The organism is Arthrobacter sp. 10T425 (genome assembly GCF_056393985.1).
On record NZ_JBFTGZ010000004.1, the window covers coordinates 222487 to 237687 of the forward strand.

Below are 15201 nucleotides of genomic sequence, written 5' to 3' on the forward strand. Positions count from 1 at the left end.
GCCGCTGACCGCGCGTGGAGCTCCTCAATAGCGCCCTCATATTCTTCGCCGGGCTGTGGGCGGGCACCATCAACAGCGTCGTCGGATCCGGCACCCTGGTCACGTTCCCGGTGCTGATCGCCCTGGGCTACGCCCCCGTCACGGCCTCCATCAGCAACGCCATGGGGCTCGTGGCCGGCAACGCCACCGGCGCCTGGGGCTACCGGAAAGAACTCGAGGGCCGCGGCAAGCAGCTGCTCCGGCTCCTGCCGGCCTCCCTGCTGGGTGCCGTCACCGGCGCTTATCTGCTGTTGCACCTGCCCGAGAAAGTCTTCTACTACGCCGCCCCCGTCCTGATCGTGCTGGCCCTGCTGATGGTGGTCTTCCAGCCGCGGCTGCAGCGGTGGGTGAGGAACCGCGAGGAGAACCCCGAGCACGCGATCCGGGACCGCCGCCACGGTGTCCTGCTCGTGGTGCTGGTGTACCTCGCCGGCGTCTACGGCGGCTACTTCGTCGCGGCCCAAGGCATTCTGCTAGTCGGCATCCTGGGCGTGTTCATGACCGGGACCATCCAGAACGCCAACGCGATGAAGAACTTCCTGGTCCTGGGCGTGAACGTGGTGGCCGCAGCCTCCTACCTCCTGTTCGCCTTCGACCGGATCGACTGGGGTGTGGTCGGGCTGATCGCCGTGAGCTCCCTGATCGGCGGCGTGATTGGCTCCAGGGTGGGGCGCCGGCTCTCCCCGGCGGTCCTGCGCGGGGTCATCTTCACCCTGGGCCTGGTGGCGCTGGGGTTCATGACCGCCAACCTGTTCAAATAGCCCTTCCAACAGCCTCCCAGGAATGACCTGCCCGTGACCTTTCACTTTCTTGAATCCGCCGACGACCCGCGGGTTGCGGACTACACGCAGCTCACGGACGTGCACCTGCGCAAAATCCGGGAACCCGCCGAGGGCCTGTACATCGCCGAGTCCTCCCGCGTCCTGCGCCGGGCCCTGGCCGCAGGGCACCGGCCGCGGTCCTTTTTCCTGGCCGAGAAGTGGGCCGGGGACCTCGCCGACGTCTTTGAGCAGTACCCGGACGTCCCGGCCTACATCGGCCCCGCGGCTCTGCTGGAGCAAATCACCGGTTTCCATCTGCACCGCGGCGCCATGGCCGCCATGCACCGGCCCGCCCCGGTGCCGCTGGCGGACCTGCTCGCCGGGGCCCGCCGGGTTGCGGTGCTGGAGGACATCGTGGACCACACGAACGTCGGGGCCATTTTCCGCTCGGCCGCGGCCTTGGGCGTGGATGCCGTCCTGGTCTCGCCGCGCTGCGGGGATCCGCTCTACCGCCGCAGCGTGCGGGTCAGCATGGGCACCGTGTTCCAGGTTCCGTGGGCCCGGCTGGAGGACTGGGCGGAAGGCCTGGCCGCGCTGCAGGAGCAAGGCTTCACGGTGGCGGCCATGGAACTCACGGATGACGCGGTGGACCTCGACGTGCTCGCGGCGCGCCGCCCGGAGCGGCTGGCCCTGGTGCTGGGCACGGAAGGCGCGGGCATGAGCGAAGGAACCCTGGCCGCCGTCGACCTCGCAGTGAAAATCCCGATGCGCCCGGGCGTCGATTCGCTCAACGTCGCCGCGGCGTCGGCGGTGGCGTTCTGGGAGCTCCGCCCGAAGGACTGAGGCCCCTGCATCGTGCGGCGGCCGCGCCGCGCTGACGTGCGCCAATGGTGTTCGTCAGCGGTCCGGGGATCGGCTATCATTGATAGCTGGCCGTCCGGTGCTTTCCGCCGGCCATCCCATTCATACCTGGCAACTGGCAAAATCCAGTTGTGCGAACAAAGGTCCAATTATGAAGTCTAATACTCACCCGAAGTACGAAGCTGTTGTTTTCAACGACCTGGCTTCCGGCGTCAAGTTCCTGACCAAGTCCACCGTGTCTTCTTCGAAGACCATCGAGTGGGAAGACGGCAACACCTACCCGGTCATCGACGTCGAAATCTCCTCCGAGTCCCACCCGTTCTACACGGGCAAGCAGCGCATCATGGACTCCGCAGGCCGCGTCGAGCGCTTCAACGCTCGCTTCAAGGGCTTCGGCGGCAAGAAGTAACTTTCTTCCCCAAGGTCTTATGGAAAGCCCGCACCGGCAACGGTGCGGGCTTTCTGCGTCTCTGCTGCCGTTCCGGCTAAACGGGTGACCCGGGTTCCCGGGTTCCCGGACGCATGCGGCAGGATGGAGGTCATGACATCCCATCCCGCGGCCACCGCCCCCACCCCCGACGACGACGACGGCGGCCGTCACCACGGCGAGTACAAGGTCCCGGGCGGCAAGCTCGTGGTCGCCGACTTTGACGTCGTCGACGGCGTCCTGGCCCACGTCTCGCTGAGCGGGGACTTCTTCCTCGAACCCGACGAGGCGCTGCCGGAGATTAACCGGGCGCTCACCGGGCTGCCCGTCGAGACCAGTGCCGCGGACATCGCGGACGCCGTGACGGCGGCGCTGCCCGAAGGCACCGTGCTGTTCGGTTTTTCCGCCGACGCCGTCGCCGTCACCGTCCGCCGCGCCCTGGCGAAGGCCACCGGCTGGGCGGACCACCACTGGAACATCATCGCCCCGTCCGTCCTCCCCACCCACGTCAACGTCGCCCTGGATGAGGTCCTCACCGAGGAAGTCGGCGCCGGGCGGCGCAATCCCACCCTGCGGTTCTGGGACTGGGAGGAGCCCTCCGTGGTGATCGGCAGCTTCCAGTCCGTCCGCAACGAACTCCATCCCGAGGGCGTGGCCCGGCACGGCATCAGCGTGGTCCGGCGGATCAGCGGCGGGGGAGCAATGTTCATGGAGGCCGGGAACTGCATCACCTACTCGCTGTACCTGCCGCAGACCCTCGTGGACGGCATCAGCTTCGCGGACTCGTACCGTTTCCTCGACGCCTGGGTGATGGCGGCCCTGGAAAAGGTCGGCATCAGCGCCTTCTACGTGCCGCTCAACGACATCGCCACGGAGCACGGCAAGATCGGCGGGGCGGCGCAGAAGCGGCTCGCCAACGGAGGGATGCTCCACCACGTCACCATGAGCTACGACATCGACGCCGGGAAGATGGTGGAGGTCCTGCGGATCGGCAAGGAGAAACTGTCCGACAAGGGCACCAGGAGCGCCAAGAAGCGCGTGGATCCGCTCCGCCGCCAGACCGGCCTGGCCCGCGCCGAAATCGTTGCAGCGATGATGGACGTCTTCGCCGAACGCTACGGCGCTACACCGTCCGTCCTCACCGACGCCGAGCTGGAGGCCGCCCGCCGCCGCGTGGAGACCAAGTTCGGCACCACGGAGTGGCTGCACCGGGTCCCGTAGGAGCCTGTTCTTTAAGAAGCCCGCTCCCTAACAGCCTTCATCCCCATCGGCTGCTCCCCACCGGCACCCTCGCCTCGCAAGCTCGGCCAGGGAACCCTGCCGGCGTGGGCCCAGCCGCCGATTTCAGCCGTCAAAAGGGCCGTTACGGAGCAGTCGATGGTGCCTGGGCCGGTGCTGTCAGTGCCTGCGCCCTGAGGGAACGGTGCAGCTGGCTGCGCTGTTCGATGATGATCCGGCGCAGGGCACGCGGCGCATCAGGGTGGGCGGCCAGCCACTGGTCGGTGCGGACAATCACGGCGTGGGTTTCGGGCGTTCCGCCGTCCAGGTCCTGTGCCGCGGGGTAGAAGCCGCGGATAATCCGGCTGGCGATCTCGATGCTCCGGTCCGCCCAGACGTCCTCGAGGGATTCGAAGTACGGGTCGATGAACCCGGCCAGCAGGGAGGCCGCGCCGGTGTTGAACCCGGCAATCGTGGCGCCGAGGAGCTGGTTGGACAGGCCGGTGCCGTGGACGGCGGCCTCCCAGGCGGCCGCCTTGACGGATGCCTCGGGGCGCGCGGCGAGGGCCGTGGCGTGCCCGGACTTGCCTGCCGCCGTGTTGTCCCGGGCGAGCTCCTGGTCGAGCTGCTCCTGCGGGGCCTGGCCGTTGGCCGCCAGGGCATGCCAGAGATTCCAGCGCAGTTCGGCGTCCACGGCGAGGCCATCGATCACCGTGCTGCCGTCCAGGATGCCCCTGAGCAGGTCCAGCCGGCCGGCGTCGTAGCGGCTGGTTGCGGCAAGGGTCCGGGCCCAGGCCAATTGCTGGTCGGAACCCGGCGCTGCCGCGTGCAGCTGTTCGGCGGCCGTGGTGAGGAAGCCGTGGCGCACGGCATCGCGCTGGCCCCGGGGCACGTAGCGTTCCACCGCCGTCGAGGCATTGCCCAGCACATTGAGGAGGACGCCGATGCCCGGCTCGGCGGGCCCGAAGCGCTCGACGGCGTCGACGTAGAGTGCGGCCGGTGTGACGGCATCCCGGGCCGAGTCCCACAGCGCCGTCCAGCACAGCGCCCGCGCCATGGGGTCGTCCAGCTTGTCCAGGGAGCCGCGGACAGTCGCCTCGGAATGCGGGTCCAGCCGGACCTTGGCGTAGCTGAGGTCCTCGTCATTGACCAGCAGCAGCGCAGGGCGCGGTTTGCCGGCCAGCGCGGTCACATCGGTCCGGGCGCCGCGGACATCGGTCTCGACGCTGTCAGTGCGGACCAAGGCGCCGGCGTCGTCGAAATCGTAGAGGCCGATCCGCAGCCGGTGCGGGCGGGGCTCCTGCCGGCCGGTGGTGGGATCCACGGCGTCCTGCAGGACGGCGACGGAGCTGAGCGCGCTGCTGTCTTCGGTGGATTCGGTGATCTCGCTGGACAGGGTGGAGATGCCGGAGGTCTGGAGCCATTGGCGGGCCCATTCGCTGAGGTCGCGGCCGGACGCGGCGCTGAGGGCGGCCAGCAGTTCGGCGAGGGTGGTGTTGCCGTAGGCGTGGTCCCGGAAGTACTGGCGGGAGCCGGCGATGAAGGCTTCGAAGCCGACGTAGGCCACCAGCTGCTTGAGCACCGAGGCGCCCTTGGCGTAGGTGATGCCGTCGAAGTTCTGCTTCGCGGCTTCCAGGTCCGGGATGTCGGCGACGATCGGGTGGGTGGTGGGCAGCTGGTCCTGGACGTACGCCCACGCCTTGCGGTTGTTGGCGAAGTTCACCCAGGCCGTGTCCCAGTCCGTGGTCCGGTCCACGCCGAGGGTGCCCATGTAATCCGCGAAGGATTCCTTGAGCCACAAATCATCCCACCACTTCATGGTGACGAGGTCCCCGAACCACATGTGCGCCATCTCGTGCAGGAGCGTGTTGGCGCGGGCCTGGTACTGCGAATCGGCGGCCCGGGAGGTGAAGACGTAGCTTTCGGTGAAGGTCACCAGGCCCGGGTTTTCCATGGCGCCGAGGTTGTACTCGGGGACGAACGCCTGCTCGTATTTGCCCCACGGGTAAGGGAAATCAAAGAGCTCGTTGAAGAAGGACAGCCCGTTCCTGGTGAGGCGGAACAGGGCGTCGGTGTCGAAGGACGCGGCCATGGAGGCTCGGCAGTAGAGCGCCAGCGGTACGTCCAGAACGGTGCCGTCGGCGAGCGTGCCGCGCCAGGCGTCCTCGGCCTTGAAGTACGGTCCGGCGAGGACGGTGGTGATGTAGGTGGACATCGCCTTGGTGGGCGCGAAGTCCCAGCGGCTCGTGGCGGGATCACTCGTCAGTTGGGTGCGCAGCACCTCGGCGCCGTTGGAGGACACCTGCCAGTCGGAGGGGGCCATGACGTGGAAGGTGAACTCGGCCTTCAGGTCAGGCTGTTCGAAGTTCGCGAACACCCGGCGGGCGTCGGCGGGTTCATACTGCGTGTAGAGGTAGCACTGGCCGTCGGCGGGATCGACGAAGCGGTGCATGCCTTCACCGGAGGTGCTGTACAGGGCGGTTCCCGTGATGGTGACCTGGTTCTCCGGCTGCAGGTTTTCGAGCCGGATCCGGGAACCGTCCACGACGTCGGCGACGGCGAGTCCCTTGCCGTTGAGGAAGACGCTGTGCACGCTGCCGGCGATGAAATCGACGAAGGTCGTCGCGCCGGGTTCGCTGGCCGAGAAGGAGATGATGCTGCGGCTCGTGTAGCCGGCGACGTTCGGGTCGGCCGCCTGCCGGACGTCGAGGGAGACATCGTAGCTGTGAGTGGTGATGAGGGCGGCGCGGTCCGCGGCCTCGTCGCGGCTCAGATTCTGGTTTGACACCCCGCTATCTAATCACGGGAGCGTGTGTGCCCGGTCACGCCGGCGGGAACATCAGGAAGGCGGCCGCCAGGCCCAGCAGGGCAATCAGCAGCCAGGACGCCAGCGCGGCCAGCAGCGCGCGTGCGCCGGTGTGCAGCAGCTGGCCCACCCGGACGGCGGAGCCCAGCCCGAACAGCGCCATGCCGAGCAGCACGTCCTGGACGGCGGCGGCCGCTTCCAGGGCCGCGGGGGAGAGCCATCCGGTGGTGCGCAGGCCCGCCAGGGCCACGAATCCGATGACGAACAGCGGGACCACCGGGGGGCGCTTGGCGCCGTCGGCTGCGGTGCCCAGCCGGTGATGGAAGCCCGCGGCGGCGACCATCGGTGCCAGCAGGATCACCCGGGTGAGTTTAACGACGACGGCGACGGCCAGCGCCGCGGTGCCGGCGGTCTGGGCGGTGGCGACCACCTGCCCGACGTCGTGGACGGAGGCGCCGGTCCACGCCCCGAAGATCTCCGGACCCAGGCCCAGCAGCCGCGCGAGCAGCGGCAGCACACCGATCGCCAGCGTGCCGCACAGGGTCACGAGCGCCACCGGCAGCACGGTTTCCTCCTGCCGGATTCGGCGCACGGCGGCCATCGCCCCGATCGCGGACGCCCCGCAGATGGCGAATCCCGTGGCCACCAGCAGCGCCACGCGGGGCGGCAGCCGGAAGAGTCTGCTGATTCCGTACGTCCCGGCGAAAGCGGCCAGCACGACGGCGGTCACGAGCAGGAGCGCAGCCCAGCCCAGGCCCAGCACGTCGCCGAGGCTGACTTTCAGCCCCAGCAGCACGATCCCGGCCCGCATGAGGTGCTTGCCGGCGAAGTCCAGCCCGGGCCGCGCCGGCCCGGCGGTCCAGCCAGACACGCCCGGCAGGTTGGCCGCCAGCAGCCCGAGGAGCACGGCCATTGTCATCGCCGGCAGCGCGGGAAGAAGCAGGTGGGCGGCGACGGCGACGGCGACGGCCGCCGCGGCGCCGGCCAGGCCTGGCGCGGCCTCTCTCAGGCCTGAGGCGGTGGCGGATCTCTTAGGGGGCACGCCCCTACATTGCCGTACCCGGCCGGAAAAGCCGTAACCGCGGCCGTCCCGGCAGGCGGCCCGGACTGCGCGGCCAGCACTGAGCGCCGCGCCGCGGGCCGCCGAAATGATTTCGCAACAAAAAAGTGGTTGGCTAGTGACCATGTCTGACCTATTCCAGGAATACTCCGAGGCCGCCGGCCGCACCGGCGCCTACGACGAGATGTTTGCCCCCGGCCAGCAGGCCCGGAGATCTTACGGGCAGGTGGCCCTGGCCCTGCGCGAACTCTCGTTGGCTGACGTCAGCGCCCGCGCCGATTCCATGGCCCGGACCTTCCTGGACCGCGGCGTGACCTTCGACTTCGCGGGTGAGGAACGGCCCTTCCCCCTGGACATCGTCCCCCGCGTGATCCCCGCCGATGAGTGGAGCGTCCTGGAACGCGGTGTGGCCCAGCGCGTCCGCGCCCTTGAAGCCTTCCTCAATGACGTCTACGACAAGATGACCGTGGTGTCCGACGGCGTCATCCCGCGCCAGCTCGTCACGACGAGCGCGCACTTCCACCGCCAGGTGCACGGCTTTGAGCCGGCCGGCGGCGTCCGGGTCCACATTTCCGGAATCGACGTCGTCCGCGACGCCGAGGGCACGTTCCGGGTCCTGGAGGACAATGTGCGCGTACCCTCGGGCGTCAGCTACGTCCTCGAGAACCGCCGGGCCATGGCCAAGGGCCTGCCCGAGGCTTTCGGCCAGCAGCTCATCCGCCCGGTCGAGGAGTACCCCCGCCGGCTCCTGTCCGCCCTGCGGAAGACGGCGCCCTCCGGCGTCGACGATCCCACCGTGGTGGTCCTGACCCCCGGCGTGTTCAACAGCGCCTACTTCGAGCACACCCTGCTCGCCGGACTCATGGGTGTCGAACTCGTCGAGGGCCGCGACCTCATCTGCCGCGGCAACCGGGTCTACATGCGCACCACCGCGGGCGAGCAGCGCGTGGACGTCATCTACAAACGCATCGACGACGAATTCCTGGACCCGCTGCAGTTCCGTGCCGACTCCATGCTCGGCTGCCCCGGCCTGGTCAACGCCGCCCGCGCCGGCGGCGTCACGATCGCCAACGCCGTGGGCAACGGCGTCGCCGATGACAAGCTGGTCTACAGCTACGTGCCCGACCTCATCCGGTACTACCTCAACGAGGAGCCCGTGATCGCCAACGTGGACACGTTCCGGCTCGAAGAGAAGGAGGCCCGGGAACACGTCCTGGACCGCCTGGACGAGCTCGTGGTCAAACCGGTGGACGGCTCGGGCGGCAAGGGCCTCGTGATCGGCCCGGACGCGTCCAGGGACGAACTCGACGCCCTGCGCAAGCGGATCATCGCCGACCCCCGCGGATGGATCGCCCAGCCGGTCCTGCAGCTGTCCACGGTGCCGACGCTCAGCGGCGACAAGTTCGGCCCCCGGCACGTGGACCTGCGCCCCTTCGCCGTCAACGACGGTGAGGACGTCTGGGTTCTCCCCGGCGGACTGACCCGGGTGGCGCTCAAGGAGGGATCGCTGATCGTCAATTCCAGCCAGGGCGGCGGTTCCAAGGACACGTGGGTCCTGGCCGATTCCCCGCAGGTCCCCGTCGAAGTGATCCCGCGGCCCACCATCGCAGTCCGCGAGCGGGTTTCGGTCTGGCCGGTGGAGAGCAACTGGCGCGACAGCCAGAAAGAGCAGCAACAGCAGCAGCAGCAGATTTCTGACGCGCAGGAGGTAACCGCGAATGCTTAGCCGTATTGCCGAGTCACTGTTTTGGATCGGCCGCTACGTGGAACGGGCCGACGGCACCGCCCGGATCCTCGACGTCCACCTCGAACGGCTCAACCATCTGCCCATGGAGGAACAGCGCAGCGTGGCGCAGGAACTCCTCGCCGTCATGGGTGCCCGCGCACAAAGCGACGATTTCGGCCTGCCCGAACTGCTCAACGCCCTCGCCTACGACAAGCAGAGTGCCACCTCCATTGCCGGTTCCCTCGGTGCCGCACGGGAAAACGCCCGCCGAGCCCGCGAGACCGTCTCCTCCGGGCTCTGGGAAAGCCTCAACACGACCTACTACGGGCTCAACCAGCACCGCAAGGACGTGGTGGGCACCTACCGGTTCTGCAACTGGGTCCTGGAGCGCACCGCCATGGTCAGCGGCCTCGCCGACACCACCGTCAGCCACGACGAGAGCTGGCAGTTCCTGGTCCTGGGCCGGTCGCTGGAGCGTGCGGACATGACCGCGCGCATGCTCTCCACCCGCGATGTCCTCTCGGCCGGCATGTCCTGGGTGAACATGCTCCGCTGCGCCGGGGCCTACGAATCCTTCCTGCGGACCCGCCGGGCTGCGTTCGGGGACCAGCACGCGGCCGAATTCCTGCTGCTGGACCGGCTGTTCCCGCGGTCCATCGTCTACGCGCTGCGCGACGCCGACGAGTGCCTGGCAAAGCTCGACCCCTCGGCCCAGCGCGTCGGCTTCATCAACGACGCCCGCCGGATCGTCGGGCAGGCCCGCACCTTCCTGGAGTTCCACCGCACCGATGACCTCATGTCGGAGCTGCCGGAGCACATGGAGCGTGTGCAAAAGGCCGTGTCGCAGGCCTCGGACGCCATTTCCCGTAAGTACTTCAATCAGGCAGACGAACTGGCCTGGGTGGGAGAAGTTTCATGACCCGGCTGAACATCGTCCACAAGACAGCCTACAAGTACAACAAACGCGTGACCCTGTCCTACAACGAGGCCCGGATGACCCCGCTGACGGACCCGCAGCAGGTGGTACTTGAGTCCTCCATGAAGGTTTCGCCCTCACAGGCGGCCCTGAGCAGCTACCGCGACTACTGGGGCACCCGGGTGACCGCCTTCGACATGCAGATGCCGCACGAGCACCTCGAGGTGCTGTCCACCACCACCGTCGAGGTGCACCGGGTCGAGAAGATCGCAACCGAGGCCGACATCGTCGGCTGGGACGTCCTGGCCGCACCGGAAACCCTGAACCAGTTCAGCGACTGGATTCCCCAGTCCCAGCTGACAGGCCCCGGCTCCGAGGTGCTCGCCATCATTCCCGGCGTCGTCGACGGGAAATCGCCGCACGAGGCCGCCATGGCGGTCTTTGCCTGGATGCGCGGTGAAATGACCTACATGAAGGGCTCCACCGGCGTCACCACCAACGCCGAACAGGCGTGGAACCAGCGGCAGGGCGTCTGCCAGGACCTGGCGCACCTCGCCATCGGGTCACTGCGCAGCTGCGGTATCCCGGCCCGCTACGTGTCCGGTTACCTTCACCCGCGTTCGACGGCGGAGCTCGGCGAGACAGTCGCCGGCCAGTCGCATGCGTGGCTCGAGTGGTGGGACGGCGAATGGCGCAGCTGGGACCCGACCAACCACAAACCCGCGGGGGACTTCCACGTCACCGTGGCCCGGGGCCGCGACTACCGCGACGTGCCGCCGCTCAAAGGCATCCTGTCCGGCGGCGGGGGATCGGCCCTCAGCGTCAGCGTGGAGATCACCCGCGTCGCCTGACCGCACACCGCGCCCCACGTTGCGCTATCAGATCGGGTTGCCCTGAAGCCCTCAGGGCAGCCCGATCTGACAGCGCAAGATGTGTTTTTTTGGGGGGGGGTGCGGATTATTCGAGGCCGGAGCGCGTGGCGTCGTCCAACGGCGTCCACCACGTCTGGGGCGGCACCACCTTGAACCGCCGGCCTGTGACGGTGTCCGGCGCAATCCGGACGAAATGTTCCTTCTTTCCGGCCTGCCACGGGAACAGCAACAGACCCACCGTGTCCATGACCTCCTGGGGGTTCTGCACTGGCGCGGCCTGGCCCTTGATGACGACGCTCCAGGCGACTCCGGTGTCCGCATTGATGCCGTCGGCCTCCAGCGCCACCGGCGTGCCGCCGGTGGCCGCCTGCAGCTTGGTGCCCTCCGCGGTCCGGAACACCAGCGTGCCGTGGTCCACTTTGTAGTTGATCGGGAAGATATCGGGGTGGTCGTCCACCCAGACCGCCAGCCTGCCGACGGAGACGCTGCGCAACAGCCGCCAGCATTCGTGGTGGTCGAGGTCTTCGACGGCGTGGGTCTGGTCCTTTGGCTCGTGACGGCCCGGGCTCGATTCAGTGCTCATGCCGGCGAGCGTACGCGGCCGGGCTGACGGCGGCTAGGGCAAATGGACCCAGCCGCCGGGTTAATCTGCGAATTCTGAGGCTTTCCTGAGTTGTTCGCGCTATTCTGGCAGAGGGCCGTCAGCGTCTACATTGGCCGGAGCGAACTGGGGGCAATGACATGCAGTCAACGGGTGAGGGCTCAGGCCATACCGTGTCCGAGCCGAATCCCGTAGTTGAGGAACTACTAAAGGGGTTCGGCGCCCGGGCGGAAGAGCTGCTTCAATCCAAGGAACGCATCGCCGGCCTGCTGGAGGCCGTCGTCGCCTTGGCGGAGGACCTGAGCCTGGATGCGGTCCTGGAGCGCGTGGTCGAATCAGCCTGCCGGTTGTTGCACGCCCGGTTCGGCGCCCTGGGCGTGATCGGTGATGACCACGCGCTCAGCCACTTCATCACTGTCGGCATCGATGGCACACTGGCGCGGCAGATCGGTCCGCTGCCGACCGGCCACGGCGTCCTTGGCCTCCTCATTACGGACCCGCGGCCGCTCCGGCTGCATGAACTGAGCAAGCACCCCGAGGCCTACGGATTCCCCGCGCACCACCCTCCCATGCAGTCCTTCCTGGGGGTCCCGGTCCGCGTCCGGGACGTGGTGTTCGGCAACCTCTACCTCACGGAAAAAGAAGGCGGGGACGACTTTTCCGCCGAAGACGAGGCCCTGGCCGTCGCCTTGGCGGCGGCGGCCGGCGTCGCCATCGAAAATGCCCGGCTCTACGACGACGCCCGCCGCCGGGCACGCTGGCTGGAGGCCTGCATGGACGTCTCCGGGCTGATGCTGAGCACGGACCGCGACTACACCTCGGGCGGCCTGGACCCGATCGCCGGCCGGGCGCTCCAGGAGTCAGCGTCCTCACTGGCCCTGCTGGTGGCACCCGCCGCCAACGGCGTGGCCCACGTGGTGATCGGCGTTGCCGGTGAGCACGGCACGGCGTTTTCGGGACGGTCACTGCATTTGGAGTCAAAGCTTCTGGAAGGTGTCCTCGAAGGTGGCGAGCCGGTGCTGTTCGACGACGCATCCGAAGTGTTGGGGGAGGTCGACGGCGCAGTGACCGGCCCGCTGCTGGCAGTGGCGCTGAGTACCCAGGGCGCCCACCATGGCCTCCTGCTGCTGGCACGGGACAAGGAGTCGGTGCGCTACGCCCGGACCGACATCGAAATGGGGGCCGTCTTCGGCTCCCACGTGGCCCTCGCCTTGGAACTGGCCCGGGTGCACCGGCTGCGCGAGGAGCTTCTGGTCTTCACCGACCGCGACAGGATCGCCCGGGACCTGCATGACCTCGTCATCCAACGGCTGTTCGCCGCCGGCCTGAGCGTGCAGAGCCTGACCCGTTTCACCAAGGAGGATCTGGCGCTGGAGCGCATCCGCAACATCACCGGCGAACTCGACGAGGCGATCCGCAGCCTGCGCGACACCATCTACTCGCTCAAGAGCAACACAGGCGAGATCGAACTGCTGAGCGGCCGGATCCGTCGGGTCACGCGCAGTTCGTCGAAGTCCATGCCGTTCCCGCCGCGCCTGACGATTACGGGACCCGTGGATGCCGTGACACCGGACAAGGCCGACAACGTCGTGGCCGTGGTTTCCGAGGGGCTCAGCAACGCCATCCGGCACTCCGGGGCGGATACAATCTCGGTCTCGGTTGCGGTCGTCAGGGGCCGGGTGACGGTGGTGATAAGCGACAACGGCGCCGGATTCGCCCAACCCGAAAAACGCAACGGGCTAAGCAACCTCGAGGACCGGGCGCGCATGCTTGACGGCGAATGCACCATCACGAGCGTGCCCGACTCCGGTACCAGCCTGGAATGGTCGGTGCCCCTGTAACCGGCACGCCCGAAGGTCCGGTTTCAGCGGAGCCTATCCGACGCTGCGGGGCCGGATTACTTCGCCGGTCCTCCCGACGGCGGCCGCCGGAAATGCCGGGCTGGCGATGAAGACGGCGGCCTGCGTGCGGCGTTCGAATCCGAGCTTGGCCAGCAGGGACGACACGTAGTTCTTGACGGTCTTTTCCGCCAGGAACATTTCGGCGGCAATCTGCCGGTTGGTCAGTCCGCCGCCCACCAGCTCCAGGACCTTGCGTTCCTGGGGCGTGAGGGAGGACGTGCGCGGGTCGACCTCTTCGGCCTCCACCAGGCTGTCCACGACGCCGGCGGCGACGCCTTCCTCGAAGAGGGACTCGCCCGCTGCTGCCCGCCGCAGGGCGCCGATCAGGTCCGTGCCGCCGATCTCCTTCAGCACGTATCCGCGTGCCCCGGCCAGGACGGCGCCGCGCAGGGCCTGTTCGTCGTCGAAGCTCGTCAGGATGATGCAGTTCAGGGACGGGTCCACCGACCTCACGTCACGGCAGACCTCGATGCCGGTCCCGTCCGGCAGGCGGGCGTCCAACACACAGACATCAGGATGCAGTGCGGGAATCCGCCGTGTCGCCTCCACCGCGGATCCGGAACTGCCGACGACGGCAAACCCCTCGCCTTCGAGAAGTTCCTGCAGCCCGCGCCTGACGAGTTCGTGGTCATCAAGGATAAAGACTCGGATCACCGCCTGCCCGCCATCAGGTGCAGTGAGACCTGCGTCTGCCCAGGCAATCATGATTCTCCCGTCCGGCCGCTCGCGCGACCGCTCGATACTGTTAGTGACACCATGCTCGTTGTCACGAGATGCTGTCCTTCATCTGCTGACCCCAGCCTCTGCCATTCTTGTGCACCGGGGCGGCGCGGACAAGGGTCATAGTGCCCAACAGGCCGCCTCCGGCCAGTTGCCCGGAGCGTTGTCGGGTGGCCCGCCGGCCGGGCTGCGTGCATGCCCTTTGGCCCTAGGCGTCATGCCGGCCGAAGGAAATCATGGGAGCGTCGCCATCTGGCGCGGGAAGCTCGGCCGGTACGAGGGCAAAGGATTGCGATGAACGAAGTCAGGGACGTCCGGATGATCGTGGTAGGCGTTGACGGCTCGGACGCTTCGGTGTCCGCGTTGCGGCATGCGCAGGCCCTCGCGGTGCCCCTGGCCGCCAAGGTCGTCGCAGTGGCATGCTGGGACTACCCGCCGGTGTACGACGGCTATGTCGCCGTCGGCATCGAGGACTTCGACGTCCGGGCCGGGGAAATCCTGGCCGAGGCGGTGGCGAAGGCCTTCGGCCCGGACACTCCGGACAACGTCGAGGCCCGCCTCATCCAGGGGCACCCCCGCCGCGTGCTGATCGAGGAGAGCAAAGCCGCGGACATGCTCGTGCTGGGCCGCCGCGGCCACGGCGGATTCGGTGGACTGTTGCTGGGATCTGTGAGTTCCGCCTGTGTGGCACATGCGCATTGCCCGGTGCTGGTGGTCCACTCGCCAGAACACGGCTGACGCCGCAATCCTGCCGGGAGGGTGCCCGAGGGTTCTATTCGAAGGTGGCCCGGCGCGGATCCGCGAGCCGGGTGGTCCACACATCGGGCCGGTTGACCTTGAAGCGTCGTCCGGTCAGGGCTTTGGGAGCCACCCGCACGTAGTAGGCCTTCTCGCCGGGCTGCCAGGGCTCCAGGAGCAGGGAGTCAATTTCGTCCTTCTCCTCCTGGCTCTCGATGACCTCGGCTTCCCCGCGCGCCATTACGCTCCAGGCCGTCTCGTCGCGGGCGTCGTAGCCGTCGATCTCGAATGCAACCGGCTTGCCTGTGATCGCGCCCCACAGCTTCGTGCCGCCGGCGGTGCGGAAGGCAATCGCCCGCCGTTCGAGGACGAAATTCACCGGGAAGATCTCCGGATGGTTGTCTACGATCAGCGCTACGCGCCCCACAACTTCGGTGTCGAGCAGCGCCCAGCACTGGTCCATGGTCAGCGAGTATTCCGGCGAGGGCGTGGTTGAGTCCATGTCGAGCCACACTACGGGCCGGCCCGGACCCCGATTAGGGCCATAGGTCCCGC

The 15201-nt window shown here is 68.1% G+C and carries 14 protein-coding genes; 9 read left to right on the forward strand and 5 right to left on the reverse strand.

What is annotated here, in order from left to right; translation table 11 throughout:
* The first annotated feature begins 14 nt into the window (after window positions 1–14).
* The 4 genes from AC1DDH_RS06835 (at window position 15) to AC1DDH_RS06850 (ending at window position 3309) form a co-directional block, all read left to right on the forward strand.
* A complete protein-coding gene (locus AC1DDH_RS06835) occupies window positions 15–800 on the forward strand; it encodes a sulfite exporter TauE/SafE family protein (protein ID WP_476849642.1) in 786 nt (261 codons plus the stop codon).
* A 33-nt stretch (window positions 801–833) separates the two neighbouring features.
* Window positions 834–1643: a TrmH family RNA methyltransferase gene (locus AC1DDH_RS06840; protein WP_476886565.1), complete on the forward strand. Its 810-nt coding sequence runs from the start codon at window positions 834–836 to the stop codon at window positions 1641–1643.
* A 169-nt stretch (window positions 1644–1812) separates the two neighbouring features.
* Window positions 1813–2070 (forward strand): type B 50S ribosomal protein L31, encoded by a 258-nt coding sequence (locus AC1DDH_RS06845; RefSeq protein WP_018772953.1) that lies wholly within the window; start codon window positions 1813–1815, stop codon window positions 2068–2070.
* A gap of 132 nt (window positions 2071–2202) precedes the next feature.
* Window positions 2203–3309 carry a lipoate--protein ligase family protein gene (locus AC1DDH_RS06850; protein ID WP_476955105.1) on the forward strand — a complete coding sequence of 369 codons (1107 nt, stop codon included), beginning with the start codon at window positions 2203–2205 and terminating at the stop codon, window positions 3307–3309.
* Window positions 3310–3451: 142 nt separating this feature from the next.
* On the opposite strand, the gene pepN is transcribed toward AC1DDH_RS06850, so the two are convergent.
* Both pepN and AC1DDH_RS06860 read right to left on the reverse strand, forming a co-directional pair.
* Window positions 3452–6094, reverse strand: a complete 2643-nt coding sequence (pepN, locus tag AC1DDH_RS06855) for an aminopeptidase N (RefSeq protein WP_476955106.1) — start codon at window positions 6092–6094, stop codon at window positions 3452–3454.
* 34 nt (window positions 6095–6128) lie between these two features.
* Window positions 6129–7154: a YeiH family protein gene (locus AC1DDH_RS06860; RefSeq protein WP_476955107.1), complete on the reverse strand. Its 1026-nt coding sequence runs from the start codon at window positions 7152–7154 to the stop codon at window positions 6129–6131.
* A gap of 142 nt (window positions 7155–7296) precedes the next feature.
* Between AC1DDH_RS06860 and AC1DDH_RS06865 the strand changes: the two genes are divergently transcribed.
* From AC1DDH_RS06865 to AC1DDH_RS06875, 3 genes are read left to right on the forward strand one after another with little or no spacing between them, the layout of a single operon-like run.
* Window positions 7297–8898 carry a circularly permuted type 2 ATP-grasp protein gene (locus AC1DDH_RS06865; protein WP_476849648.1) on the forward strand — a complete coding sequence of 534 codons (1602 nt, stop codon included), beginning with the start codon at window positions 7297–7299 and terminating at the stop codon, window positions 8896–8898.
* Window positions 8891–9817: an alpha-E domain-containing protein gene (locus AC1DDH_RS06870; protein ID WP_026266338.1), complete on the forward strand. Its 927-nt coding sequence runs from the start codon at window positions 8891–8893 to the stop codon at window positions 9815–9817. Before AC1DDH_RS06865 ends, AC1DDH_RS06870 begins: the two co-directional genes overlap by 8 nt.
* A complete protein-coding gene (locus AC1DDH_RS06875) occupies window positions 9814–10665 on the forward strand; it encodes a transglutaminase family protein (RefSeq protein ID WP_476849649.1) in 852 nt (283 codons plus the stop codon). Before AC1DDH_RS06870 ends, AC1DDH_RS06875 begins: the two co-directional genes overlap by 4 nt.
* 106 nt (window positions 10666–10771) lie before the next feature.
* On the opposite strand, the gene AC1DDH_RS06880 is transcribed toward AC1DDH_RS06875, so the two are convergent.
* Window positions 10772–11269 (reverse strand): pyridoxamine 5'-phosphate oxidase family protein, encoded by a 498-nt coding sequence (locus tag AC1DDH_RS06880; RefSeq protein ID WP_476850950.1) that lies wholly within the window; start codon window positions 11267–11269, stop codon window positions 10772–10774.
* Window positions 11270–11427: 158 nt separating this feature from the next.
* On the opposite strand from AC1DDH_RS06880, the gene AC1DDH_RS06885 reads away from it, so the two are divergent.
* Window positions 11428–13128 carry a GAF domain-containing sensor histidine kinase gene (locus AC1DDH_RS06885; protein WP_476955108.1) on the forward strand — a complete coding sequence of 567 codons (1701 nt, stop codon included), beginning with the start codon at window positions 11428–11430 and terminating at the stop codon, window positions 13126–13128.
* A 33-nt stretch (window positions 13129–13161) separates the two neighbouring features.
* On the opposite strand, the gene AC1DDH_RS06890 is transcribed toward AC1DDH_RS06885, so the two are convergent.
* The gene (locus tag AC1DDH_RS06890; protein ID WP_476955109.1) at window positions 13162–13893 is read right to left on the reverse strand and encodes a response regulator; all 732 of its coding nucleotides are present in this window, start codon (window positions 13891–13893) and stop codon (window positions 13162–13164) included.
* A gap of 309 nt (window positions 13894–14202) precedes the next feature.
* Here AC1DDH_RS06890 and AC1DDH_RS06895 point away from each other — a divergent pair, with 309 nt between their 5' ends.
* On the forward strand, window positions 14203–14646 hold the full coding sequence (locus AC1DDH_RS06895; RefSeq protein WP_476955110.1) for a universal stress protein: 444 nt from the start codon (window positions 14203–14205) through the stop codon (window positions 14644–14646).
* A 34-nt stretch (window positions 14647–14680) separates the two neighbouring features.
* Here the strand turns inward: AC1DDH_RS06895 and AC1DDH_RS06900 are convergent, their stop codons facing one another.
* Window positions 14681–15148, reverse strand: a complete 468-nt coding sequence (locus AC1DDH_RS06900; protein WP_079549614.1) for a pyridoxamine 5'-phosphate oxidase family protein — start codon at window positions 15146–15148, stop codon at window positions 14681–14683.
* Window positions 15149–15201: the final 53 nt, after the last annotated feature.